Raw genomic sequence first — 11,636 nt, 5'->3', positions numbered from 1 at the left:
GGTCATCTTGCCAGACCGGCGTAATCGTGTTTAATTGACTCGTCAATCAATAACCCGGGAGAGGGCACGACAGGGAACCTTCACGAGAATGACGTTGTATTTCACGCCAGCGTCATATTAGCCTTTAACACATAAGAGATGACCGCACGCGATCCGCGAGGCTGGTCCGAAACAACCCAAAGGGAGAAACCGAAAATGACACGCATCACCACTGGCGGTATTAATCGCCGCGGCTTCATGGCCACTACCGCAGGCGCAGCGCTTGCCGCCTCCATGCCCATGCGCGCGAAGGCCGCGCCGTCGCGTGGTGGCCACCTGCGTGCCGCCATTGGCCACGGTCAGACTACCGACACGCTCAATCCCGGCACGTACGAGAACAGCTTCACCACCTCGCTCTCCTACGCGATTCACGGCCACCTGACGGAGGTCGCGCAGGACGGCTCGTTGCGGCCGGAACTTGCTGAAAGCTGGGAAGCCTCGCCCGACGCCAAAGTCTGGCGCTTCAAGATCCGCCCCGGCGTGACCTTCCATTCCGGAAAGCCGCTGGAACTGGCGGACGTGGTCAACTCGATCAACTTCCACCGCGGCGAGGATTCGACCTCCGCTGCCGGGCCGATCGTGGCACCAATCCAGGACATCAGCACAGAGGGCGACGATACGGTCGTCTTTACCCTCGATGGCGGCAATGCCGACTTTCCGTTCATCCTCAGCGACTATCACCTGACCATCTGTCCCGCCGACGGCGATAGCATCGACTGGCGCTCTGGCGATGGATGCGGAAGCTACAAGCTGATCGATTTCGATCCCGGCGTCTCTTACTCTGTCGAGCGGCATGAGGGCCATTGGCGCGATGACGTGGCCTGGTTCGATAGCGCCGAGATCATTGCCATCGTCGATCAAAACGCGCGCACCACGGCGCTCGTCTCGGGCGACGTGGACGTGGCAGACCGGCTCGATCTCAAGACCGTGAACCTGCTGTCGCGCAATCCCGACATCCAGATCAACGCGGTTGCCGGGACGCAGCACTACACTTTCGCGATGGATACCCGCGAAGCTCCCTACAACGACAACAATGTCCGGCAAGCGCTGAAATACGCGGTCAACCGCGAGGAACTCGTAGACAAGATCCTGTTCGGCTACGGCTCGGTGGGCAATGACCACCCGATCGGCCGGGGCCAGCGCTTCTACAATGACGAGCTCGAACAGAAGAGCTACGATCCTGACAAGGCGAAATGGTACCTCAAGCAAGCCGGTCTCGACAGCATCGACGTCAAGCTATCGGCCGCCGACGCGGCCTTTGTCGGCTCGGTCGATGCCGCCGTGCTCTACCAGTCCTCGGCCGCCGAAGCGGGGATAAATCTTACCCCGTCGCGTGAGCCGAATGACGGCTACTGGTCGGACATCTGGATGAAGGAGGACTTCGTCTCGGTCTACTGGTCCGGTCGAGTTGTCGAGGACCAGATGTTCTCCACTGCCTACCAGTGCGGCGCATCCTGGAACGACAGCTTCTGGTGCAACGAGCGGTTCGACGAGCTGATGATCAAGGCCCGATCCGAGCTCGACGAGGACAAGCGCCGCGAAATGTATTACGAGATGCAGGCGCTGGTGTCGAACGAGGGTGGTGTCATCATCCCGATGTTCGCCAACTGGGTGTTCGGCAACTCCACCAAGATCGCACATACCGAGGAGATGAGCTCTAACTGGGATGTTGACGGCATGCGCTTCGTCGAGCGCTGGTGGATGGCCTGAGCCTGACCACCTGCGCCGTCATGCCGGGGCCCGGGGGGGATTGTCCTCCGGGCCCTTGGCCAACCGGGCCGCACGCCCGGACAACCGATAACGGGAGAGACATGATGACCCTAAAGACAACGCTTTCCGCCCTCGCGCTGGCCACCGCCGCTGGCCCCGCGCTCGCCAATTGCGAGAGCGTCACCTTCTCCGATGTGGGCTGGACCGACATCACCGCCACCACCGCCGCGACTACGGTTGTGCTGGGGGCACTGGGCTATGAGACCGAGACCAAGGTGCTCTCGGTGCCGGTGACCTATACCTCGCTCGCCGCAGGTGACATCGACGTGTTCCTCGGCAACTGGATGCCCACCATGGAAGGCGACATCGGCCCCTACCGCGAGGCCGGCACCGTGGACACCGTGCGCGCCAACCTCGAAGGGGCGAAATACACGCTGGCCACCAATGCCGCCGGGGCAGAGCTCGGCATCACCTCTTTCGGCGCCATCGCCGAGCATGCCGAAGCGCTCGACGAGACGATCTACGGCATCGAGCCGGGCAATGACGGCAACCGCCTGATCCTCGACATGATCGAGGCCGACGCCTTTGGCCTCAAGGGCTTCGAAGTCAAGGAAAGCTCGGAGCAGGGCATGCTCGCGCAGGTCAGCCGCGCCGACCGCCGCGAAGAGCCGATCGTCTTCCTCGGCTGGGAGCCGCACCCGATGAACGCCAATCACGACATGACCTACCTCACCGGCGGCGATGACTGGTTCGGCCCCGACCTCGGCGGCGCAACGGTCTATACCAACACCCGAGCAGGCTATGTCGAAGAATGCCCGAATGTCGGCACATTCCTTGAAAACCTGCAATTCACGCTCGCCATGGAAAACGAGATCATGGGCGCGATCCTCAACGACGGGGCCGACCCCGAAGAGGCGGCGGCCGCATGGCTCAAGGCCAATCCCGGCGTTCTGGACGGCTGGCTCGACGGCGTCACCACGCAGGACGGTGGCGACGCGATGGCCGCGGTCAAGGCCGACCTGGGTCTGTGATGTCCTTCTTGTGCCGCCCCGGCCCTGACACGGGGCGGCACCTCTCTTCCTGCTTCCGAACATTCAAAGTCAAGGCATTCCCATGGACTGGCTGAGCGATCACAAGATTCCCGTCGGCAACTGGGCCGAGGATTTTTTTCTCTGGCTTCAGGACAACGCCGCCGGGTTCTTCGACGCGCTTGCCCTCCTCATGGAAGCGCTGATCGACGCCTTTCTCTGGGTGCTCCAGACGCCGCATCCACTGGTGATCATCGCCGTCTTCGTGGGCCTCACATGGGCGCTTCAGCGCAACTGGAAAACCTGCCTTTTCGTGGCCCTGGGCTTTCTCTTCATCCTCAACCAGGGCTATTGGGAGGAAACCACCGAGAGCCTCACGCTGGTGCTGTCGTCCTGCATCTTCTGCATGGCCATCGGCGTGCCCATCGGCATCGCCGCCGCGCACCGTCCGCGGCTCTATGACGGAATGCGCCCCGTGCTCGACCTGATGCAGACGTTGCCGCCCTTCGTCTACCTGATCCCGGCAATCGTGTTTTTCGGCATCGGCATGGTGCCGGGTCTCATCGCCACGGTGATCTTCGTGGTCCCCGCCCCCATCCGCCTGACGCATCTGGGCATTGCCAACACGCCGCAGCCGCTGCTTGAGGCGGCGCAGGCGTTCGGAGCCACCAATCGCCAGACGCTGTGGAAGGTCGAACTGCCCTACGCCCTGCCGCAGATCATGGCCGGTCTCAACCAGACCATCATGTTGTCGCTCTCGATGGTGGTGATCGGGGCGCTTGTTGGCGCCGACGGACTCGGCGTGCCGGTGCTCAGGGCGATTAACACCGTGAATATCTCGCTTGGCTTCGAGTCGGGGCTGATGATCGTTGTCGTGGCCATCGTGCTTGACCGGATGCTGCGCATGGAGGGCCGGAAATGACCCAAGCCAGCGTCAATTTCAAATCCGTCTCCATCGTCTTTGGCGACGCCCCCGAGAGCGCGCTGCCGCTGATGGACGAGGGCCGCGAACGCGGCGATATCCAGCAGCAAACCGGCCAGATCCTCGGTGTGCACGATTGCGACCTGTCGGTGGCAACGGGCGAAATCCTCGTGCTGATGGGGCTGTCTGGCTCGGGCAAGTCCACGCTCCTGCGCGCGGTCAACGGGCTCAACCCGGTGGTGCGCGGCAAGGTCGAGGTGCATGACGGTGACAGCATGGTGGACGTCACGAACGCGGATGCCGCCACCCTGCGCCGCCTGCGCCAGCACCATATCGCGATGGTGTTCCAGCAATTCGGCCTGTTGCCGTGGCGCAGCGTGGCGGAGAACGTGGGGCTGGGCCTCGAACTCGCGGGTATCCCGAAATCCGAGCGCGAGCGACGGGTGACCGATCAATTGGCACTGGTCAATCTCTCCGACTGGGCCGACCGCCGCGTGGCCGAGTTGTCGGGCGGGATGCAGCAGCGCGTGGGCCTCGCCCGTGCCTTCGCCACCGATGCGCCAATCCTGTTGATGGACGAGCCCTTTTCGGCGCTCGATCCGCTCATTCGCACGCATCTTCAGGACGAACTCATCGACCTGCAAAAGACGCTGGGGCGCACCATCATCTTTGTCAGCCACGATCTCGACGAGGCGTTCAAGCTGGGCGACCGCATCGCCATAATGGAGGGCGGGCGCATCGTGCAATGCGGCACGCCGCAGGATATCTTTACCAACCCCGCCACCGGCTACGTGGCCGATTTCGTGGCGCACATGAACCCACTGGGCGTGCTTTGCGCCCGCGACGTGATGGAGCCCGCGAAGGGCACGCCCGACGCCACAGTACCCGCCGACGCGACCATCCAGGCGGTGATGGAGGCGGCGCAGGGCCATGACGCGCCGGTGGGCGTGGTCGAGGATGGCGCATTGCTGGGCCAGATCACCCGCAACCGCATCCTCGCCAAGCTGCTCGACCCGCGCACCTGACGCGCCCCACCAGACCAAGGAACCCCGATGCGCGCCGCCCTGCTCTCCCGCTTTGCCGACCCGGTCGAGATCACCGACCTGCCCGACCCCGCCTGCCCGCGTGACGGCGCGGTGATCGCTGTGCGCGCCTGCGGCGTGTGCCGCTCGGATCATCACGCTTGGAAAGGGGCTGACCCGGACGTGGTGCTGCCCCACGTCATGGGCCACGAATTCGCCGGAGAGGTGATCGAGGTCGGCCCCGAATGCCATGCCTTCAGCGTGGGCGAGCGCGTCACCGCGCCGTTCATCCTCGGCTGCGGTGCCTGCCCCGATTGCCGCGGCGGCGAGCCCACCATCTGCGACCATCAGCAGGTCATCGGGTTCAGCCAATGGGGGGCGTTTGCCGAGCGCATCGCCATCCCGCGCGCCGATTTCAACCTCGTGCGCCTGCCCGACGCGATGGACTACGCCGCTGCCGCGGGCATGGGCTGTCGCGTCACCACCGCGTTCCGCGCGCTGGTGGACCGCGCAGCCCTCGCGCCCGGCGAATGGCTGGCGGTACATGGCTGCGGCGGGGTGGGTCTGTCGGCCATCCTGATCGCGGCGGCGCTCGGTGCGCGCATCCTCGCGGTGGATGTGAATCCGGCGGCGCTGGCGCTGGCGCGCGAACTCGGGGCCACGGCGGCGCTCGACGCGAGCACCACCGATGACGTGGGCGCGGCGGTACGTGACCTGACGGGCGGCGGCGCGGATGTCTCGCTCGACGCGCTGGGAATCACCGCGACCTTTCACAACTCGCTGAACAGCCTGCGCAAGATGGGACGGCACGTGCAGATCGGGATGCCCCTCGGCGACCACGCCACACCCGACCTGCCGCTTTTGGACATGGTCTATTCCCGCCAGATCACGCTGCACGGTACGCGCGGCATTGGCGCGCATCGCTTCGCCGCGCTGATGGGGATGATCGCCGCCGGACGGCTCGACCCTGCCCGCCTCGTCACCCACCGGATCGGGCTCTCGGGGCTCCATGCCGCGCTCGCCGCGATGGACGGCTATGGCGGTGCCGGGGTGACGGTGGTCGATGACATGACCGCCTGAGCCGTCATCACAACGCCGCTTTTCCGGCATCGCCTTGCCGCGAAATCCTGCTCTCCTGTTGCCACTGCATACGGCACGGGCGGCTCCCGGTCGCCCTGCCCAACCACAAGGATGAGGCAGATGACCGAGCAAGAAACCACTCGCAGCGGCCCGCCGCGCCCCCCGCGCCCGCCCCGCGACGACAAGCGGACACGGCCCGCCCCCACTCCGATCTTTCGCGATTTCGCAAGTATCTGAGAGGTCGGAGCCCTGATCCGGAGTTAATGGTCGAGAGCGGCCGCTCGCGTATGCCGCGCAGCGTGCAACCCTACCAGATATCCGCTCGATTGAGCACAGCGGCACAGACCGGGACGCCCGAGAGTGCGGGCATCGGATCGCCGGTCAGCGACAGCCCCAACCACCCGTGCGGCGCGCTGAGCGGCAACGGGGGCTGCACCTCGGCCTCGGTGACGGGGGCAAAGCCCACCCGCCGATAGAAGGCAGGATCGCCATAGGTCAGCGCCACCTCCGCCACCTCGGCACGCAGCGCCTCCAGAGCATGGCGCAAGAGCCCCTGCCCCACGCCGCGACCCTGCCAATCCGGTGCCACCGCCATCGGCGACAGAAGCATCACGCGCCGCGTATCCATAGGATAAATGAGACGGGAGAAGATTGCCGCGCCGATCACACGGCCCGTCTCCTCGACACGAAAGACGCGGATGTCGGATGCAGGCGTGAGGGTCAGCAGATCATGCGCCAGCCCGGCGACGATCCGGCCCTCCGCAGCGCCCTCCGAGGCCGTGAAGGTCTCGTGAAACAGCGCGGTGATCGGCTCTTCGCGGCCCGCGATCCCGTTGATGATCTCCATGACAAACCTTTCCAACGAAAAAGGGCCGCGCCCCTCGCCGGGGTGCGGCCCTCGCTCAGATCATAGGCAGCGCGGTCAGCCGACCAGCTCAAGCCCCGAAAAGAAATAGGCAATCTCGACCGCCGCAGTCTCGGGCGCGTCCGAGCCGTGGACCGAATTCTCGCCGACCGACTCGGCGAATTCCGCGCGGATCGTGCCCGGTGCGGCATCGGCGGGGTTCGTGGCTCCCATCACTTCGCGGTTCTTGGCGATGGCGCCCTCGCCTTCCAGCACCTGCACCACCACCGGCGCGCTCGCCATGAACTCGCACAGCTCACCATAAAACGGGCGCTCCTTGTGCACGGCATAGAAGGTGCCCGCCTGCGCCGGGGTCATCTGGATTCGCTTCTGCGCGATGATGCGCAGGCCCGCCTCCTCGAACTTGGCGTTGATCTTGCCGGTCAGGTTGCGCCGGGTGGCGTCGGGTTTGATGATGCTCAGGGTGCGTTCCACAGCCATGTCAGCCTCTTTTGTCAGGGTGATGCCGCCGGGAGACACCCCGCGCAGCTTGATCGCGGGTCCCGTAGCATGAGGCTTGCGCGTTGAAAAGCCGTGATTGACGCTGGCCGCGGCATGGGGCATCCCCCGTCCCATGCTACGCATCGACGACATCACCTACGCCATTGCCGGACACCGCCTGTTCGAGAACGCCTCGGCCCTCATTCCCGAGGGGCACAAGGTCGGGCTCGTAGGGCGCAACGGCACCGGCAAGACCACGCTCTTTCACCTGATCCGGGGCGAGATGCCGCTGGAGGGCGGGGCGATCTCGTTGCCGCGGCGCGCCCGCATTGGCGGCGTGGCGCAGGAGGTGCCGGGCAGCAACGTGTCGCTCCTCGACACGGTGTTGAGCTTTGACACGGAACGCTCTGATCTTCTTGAGAAATCCGAGAGCGAGACCGACGGCGCGCAGATCGCCGAGATCCAGACAAGGCTCGCCGATATCGACGCCTGGTCCGCAGAGGCGCGGGCGAGCGCGATCCTCAAGGGGCTGGGCTTCACCGATGACGAACAGCTCATGCCCTGTTCGGCCTTTTCCGGGGGCTGGCGGATGCGAGTGGCGCTGGCGGGGGTGCTCTTTGCCGCGCCCGACCTGCTGCTGCTCGACGAGCCGACAAACTACCTCGATCTCGAGGGCGCTCTGTGGCTCGAAAACTACCTCGCACGCTATCCGCATACCGTGCTCATCATCAGCCACGATCGCGGGCTCCTGAACCGCGCGGTCGGCTCGATCCTGCATCTCGAAGACCGGAAACTCACGCTTTATCAAGGGGGTTACGACAAGTTCGCCGAAACACGCGCCGCGCGTATCGCCGCCGCGCAATCCGAGGCCAAGAAGCAGGAGGCGCGCCGCGCGCATCTGCAATCCTATGTCGACCGCTTCCGCTACAAGGCCGACAAGGCCAAGCAGGCGCAGGCGCGGATCAAGGCGCTGGCACGGATGCAGCCCATCTCGGCCCCGCAGGAGGCGGCGTTGAGGCGGTTTACATTCCCGGAACCGGAGGCGCTGTCTCCGCCGATCCTGCGGTTGGAGGGGGCGGCCACGGGATATGACGGCAGCGCGGTGCTGAGCAGGCTCGATCTGCGCATCGACCAGGATGACCGGATCGCGCTTCTGGGTCGCAACGGCGAAGGAAAATCAACTCTTTCCAAATTGTTGGCAGGCAAACTTGATCTGCTTGACGGGCACGTTCACAAGGCCGCCCGCCTGCGCGCGGGGTATTTCGCGCAGCACCAGGTGGACGAGCTGCATATCGACGAGACACCCCTCGATCATATCCGCCGCTTGCGCCCGGGTGAGACACCCGCGCGGCTGCGCGCGCGGCTCGCGGGGTTTGGAATTGGCCCGCAACAAGCAGAAACTAAAGTAGAAAATCTATCCGGTGGGCAGAAGGCGCGGCTGTCGCTGATGCTCGCCACGGTGGATGCGCCGCATATGCTGATCCTCGACGAGCCGACCAACCACCTCGATATCGAGAGCCGCGAGGCGCTGGTCGAGGCACTGACCGCCTATACCGGCGCGATCATCCTGGTGAGCCACGACATGCACCTGCTGAGCCTGGTGGCGGACCGGCTGTGGCTGGTCAAGGGTGGCACGGTGACCCCCTACGAGGGCGATCTGGAAAGCTATCGCGCGATGCTGCTGGCCCCACCGGAGAACGTGAAGAAAACATCGCAAAAACCTGTAAAGAAAAAAGAAAAGCCATCTCGCGAGGCGATCCTGAAATTGCGGCAGGAGGTGCGCGCCTGCGAGGCCCGGGTCGAGAAGCTGATGGAGATGGAGGGCAAGGTCGCAAACAAGCTTGCCGATCCCGACATCTACGAGGATCCCGGCACGCTCGCCACCTGGCAGCGCAAATATGCCGAGATCGAGGACGGTATCGCCCGCGCCGAAACGCTGTGGGAGGCCGCCCTCGCCCGGCTGGAAAAGGCGGAAGGCTGAGCGCGAACCTCACGGTTCAAGGCGCGAACCGCACGGTTCAGAGCGCGGAGCGCGCGGTGCCGTCAGAATCCGGCAACCGCCGCCATTGGGCGAGTCCGAGGGCGCCGACCATGACCGCCACGGCGAGCGCCGCGATGCGGCCGCCAGGCGTGACGATCCAGACCCCGGCGAGGATCAGTGCGAGCGTCGCCACCACCCAAGCCGCGTCGCCCATGCAGAAGAACAGCACCTCGGCGCGGCGCGGCGCGCGGCCGCCCCGCACGCTCAGCCACAACAGCGCGGCATTTCCGATGAGCCCCGCCCCGAGCGCGGCGATGAGCCAGGCGGGCGGCGTGCCCAACCCGGTCGCCACCGGCCCCGGTGCGGCCAGGAACAGCACACCGAAGCCGAGACAGGACAGCGCGTTGAGGCGCAAGACGGTTGCAAGTGTCATGAGAGACCTCCATCATTGTCAACGTAATTGACAAGATATCGGAGCGATCCAGTATGTCAACAAAGTTGACAACAAACATGGCGAACAGCCTGACCCTGACGCTTTATCACGCCGCGCGCGGTTTCCAGGACCGGGTGACGCGGCGGTTGTCGGAGGTGCTGGAGCAGGAACACGGCATCGCGCTCAGCCCGGCGCAGCTTGCCTTTCTCGCCGCGCTCATCTGTGGCGAGACCACCACCTCGGAGGTCGCCCGCCGCACCGGGGTGAGCCGGCAGGCGGCGCACCGGCAGGCGCTGGCGCTGGCGGATCTGGGGTACCTGGCGCTCGCCCCCGATCCGGCGCGGCGCAACCAGAGCCTCGTGCGGTTCACCGACGAGGGCACTCGGCTGATGGCGCTGTGCCGCGAGATTCTCGCGGGGTGGGATCGCGCGCTCGGGGGGGAGGCCGAAACGCTCGACCGCGCCGCCGCGATCATGGAAGCGGCGCTGACAGAGGAGGATGGCGGGGGATAGCGGGAAGGGAGCAAGATGGCGTCTTACTGCCATTCAGCGCACAGGTTGAGGAGCCGCGCAGCGCCCGACCGCGGGTGGGCGCCCAACCTGTTGTGGTCGTCACTTTATGGCGCCAAATACTTCAACAATTGTGCGGAGTTAAACGTCGTAAAAGCGCCCGCCCGAGCGGGCGGTCGGGCGCTGCGCGGCGGCGCGTGAACGCGCCTCGATTCCGCGCATGGGCACCAAGCTGTGAGGGTCCGCTCCAAGCCAATGCCGTCGCCCTCTCGCCCAGAAACCCCTTGGCAAACGCGCCCCGGCGTGGTGCAAGGCCACACAGCCCCGAGGAACCCGCTTGATGGACACCGCCTTTCTCGTCACCGCCTTTGTCGCGCTCTTCGTCATCATCGACCCGGTGGGCATGACGCCGCTCTTCGTGGCGCTGACGCAGGGCATGGACAGCGCGCGCCGCCGGGCAATCGCGATCCGCGCCTGCGTGGCGGGCGCGCTGCTGATCGCCACCTTCGCGGCGTTCGGGGAATCGGTGCTGGGCTTTATCGGCATCTCCATGCCCGCGTTTCGCATCGCGGGCGGTATCCTGCTGTTTCTCACCGCGCTCGACATGCTGTTCGAGCGGCGCTCGCGTCGCCGCAAGGGGCAGGCCGACGCCGCCGAAGAGGACGAGGGGGACGACCCGTCAATCTTTCCGCTGGCGATCCCGCTCATTGCCGGGCCCGGCTCTATCACCACGGTGATCCTGCTCGTGGGCGACAAGCCGGGCATCGAGGGGTTGCTGCTGGTGATCGGGGTGATGCTGTCGGTGGTGGCACTGGCGCTGGTGTTGTTCCTGATGGGCGGCCTGCTGGAGCGTGCACTGGGCCATGTCGGCATCAACGTGGTGACGCGGCTGCTGGGCATGCTGCTGGCGGCGCTCGCGGTGCAGTTTGTGCTCGACGGGCTGCGCGGGTTTGGATTGGCGGGCTGAGGACCCATATCCCACGCATGGAGAGCTTTGATTTCCCCCGCCTCGTCTACCTGTCGATCCTTGGATCGGTGCTGGTGCTATGGTTCGTGGTGCAGGGCCGCGAGTCGCTGGGCAAGCTGATGCAGCACGCCGCCGCCTGGGGGCTGATCTTTCTCGGGGTGATCGCGGTGGTGGGGCTGTGGCAGGACATCCGCCAGACGGTGCGCCCCACCCAGAGCGTCATCAGCGACAGCCGCATCGAGCTTCCTCGCGCGCCGGACGGGCATTACTACGTGACGGCAGAGCTCAACGGCGCGCCGATCCGCTTTGTCGTCGATACCGGGGCGAGCCAGATCGTGCTGAGCCGCGGCGACGCGCGCGAAGCGGGCATCGACACCGGCAGCCTGATCTACACGGGCCGCGCGCGCACCGCCAACGGCGTGGTGCGCACCGCGCCGGTGCAGCTCGACAGTCTCGCCATCGGCCCGATCACGGACCGCGACGTGCGCGCCGTGGTCAACGAGGGCGAGATGGCGGGCTCGCTTCTGGGCATGGACTACCTGCGCCGGTTCTCCAGTGTCGAGATCGCGGGCGACCGGCTGATCCTGACACGCTGAGCGC

At 65.7% G+C, this 11,636-nt stretch carries 12 protein-coding genes; 9 read left to right on the top strand and 3 right to left on the bottom strand.

Annotated features, from left to right (window positions below; all coding sequences use genetic code 11):
- Positions 1 to 195: 195 nt before the first annotated feature.
- The 5 genes from C6W92_RS03425 (at position 196) to C6W92_RS03405 (ending at position 5,801) form a co-directional block, all read left to right on the top strand.
- Positions 196 to 1,749: an ABC transporter substrate-binding protein gene (locus C6W92_RS03425; protein ID WP_129431660.1), complete on the top strand. Its 1,554-nt coding sequence runs from the start codon at positions 196 to 198 to the stop codon at positions 1,747 to 1,749.
- A 104-nt stretch (positions 1,750 to 1,853) separates the two neighbouring features.
- Positions 1,854 to 2,780 carry a choline ABC transporter substrate-binding protein gene (gene choX, locus C6W92_RS03420; RefSeq protein WP_129431659.1) on the top strand — a complete coding sequence of 309 codons (927 nt, stop codon included), beginning with the start codon at positions 1,854 to 1,856 and terminating at the stop codon, positions 2,778 to 2,780.
- Between the two features lie 82 nt (positions 2,781 to 2,862).
- Complete coding sequence (gene choW, locus C6W92_RS03415) at positions 2,863 to 3,699, top strand: choline ABC transporter permease subunit (RefSeq protein ID WP_129431658.1); 837 nt, start codon at positions 2,863 to 2,865, stop codon at positions 3,697 to 3,699.
- Entirely contained in the window at positions 3,696 to 4,724 is a 1,029-nt protein-coding gene (gene choV, locus C6W92_RS03410; protein ID WP_129431657.1) for a choline ABC transporter ATP-binding protein, read from the top strand. The genes choW and choV overlap by 4 nt, the downstream gene beginning before the upstream one ends.
- 27 nt (positions 4,725 to 4,751) lie before the next feature.
- Positions 4,752 to 5,801, top strand: coding sequence for a zinc-dependent alcohol dehydrogenase family protein (locus C6W92_RS03405; protein WP_129431656.1), 1,050 nt, complete (start codon positions 4,752 to 4,754; stop codon positions 5,799 to 5,801).
- A 307-nt stretch (positions 5,802 to 6,108) separates the two neighbouring features.
- On the opposite strand, the gene C6W92_RS03400 is transcribed toward C6W92_RS03405, so the two are convergent.
- Positions 6,109 to 6,648 (bottom strand): N-acetyltransferase, encoded by a 540-nt coding sequence (locus C6W92_RS03400; RefSeq protein WP_129431655.1) that lies wholly within the window; start codon positions 6,646 to 6,648, stop codon positions 6,109 to 6,111.
- Between the two features lie 75 nt (positions 6,649 to 6,723).
- The gene (ndk, locus tag C6W92_RS03395) at positions 6,724 to 7,146 is read right to left on the bottom strand and encodes a nucleoside-diphosphate kinase (RefSeq protein WP_104019148.1); all 423 of its coding nucleotides are present in this window, start codon (positions 7,144 to 7,146) and stop codon (positions 6,724 to 6,726) included.
- Between the two features lie 133 nt (positions 7,147 to 7,279).
- Between ndk and C6W92_RS03390 the strand changes: the two genes are divergently transcribed.
- Complete coding sequence (locus tag C6W92_RS03390) at positions 7,280 to 9,127, top strand: ABC-F family ATP-binding cassette domain-containing protein (RefSeq protein WP_129431654.1); 1,848 nt, start codon at positions 7,280 to 7,282, stop codon at positions 9,125 to 9,127.
- A 37-nt stretch (positions 9,128 to 9,164) separates the two neighbouring features.
- On the opposite strand, the gene C6W92_RS03385 is transcribed toward C6W92_RS03390, so the two are convergent.
- A complete protein-coding gene (locus tag C6W92_RS03385; protein WP_129431653.1) occupies positions 9,165 to 9,560 on the bottom strand; it encodes a hypothetical protein in 396 nt (131 codons plus the stop codon).
- 77 nt (positions 9,561 to 9,637) lie between these two features.
- On the opposite strand from C6W92_RS03385, the gene C6W92_RS03380 reads away from it, so the two are divergent.
- The 3 genes from C6W92_RS03380 to C6W92_RS03370 all read left to right on the top strand — a co-directional run bounded on the left by C6W92_RS03380 (position 9,638) and on the right by C6W92_RS03370 (position 11,632).
- Positions 9,638 to 10,072 (top strand): MarR family transcriptional regulator, encoded by a 435-nt coding sequence (locus C6W92_RS03380; protein ID WP_164989160.1) that lies wholly within the window; start codon positions 9,638 to 9,640, stop codon positions 10,070 to 10,072.
- A 337-nt stretch (positions 10,073 to 10,409) separates the two neighbouring features.
- Positions 10,410 to 11,036: a MarC family protein gene (locus C6W92_RS03375; protein ID WP_104019145.1), complete on the top strand. Its 627-nt coding sequence runs from the start codon at positions 10,410 to 10,412 to the stop codon at positions 11,034 to 11,036.
- A 17-nt stretch (positions 11,037 to 11,053) separates the two neighbouring features.
- The gene (locus C6W92_RS03370) at positions 11,054 to 11,632 is read left to right on the top strand and encodes a TIGR02281 family clan AA aspartic protease (protein WP_129431650.1); all 579 of its coding nucleotides are present in this window, start codon (positions 11,054 to 11,056) and stop codon (positions 11,630 to 11,632) included.
- Positions 11,633 to 11,636 lie beyond the last annotated feature (4 nt).

Source organism: Roseovarius sp. A46, from assembly GCF_004126395.1.
GTDB classification, from domain to species: Bacteria; Pseudomonadota; Alphaproteobacteria; order Rhodobacterales; family Rhodobacteraceae; genus Roseovarius; species Roseovarius nitratireducens.
Note: the sequence above shows the minus strand (reverse complement) of the source record. Positions and strands in the feature narration are given on the sequence as shown.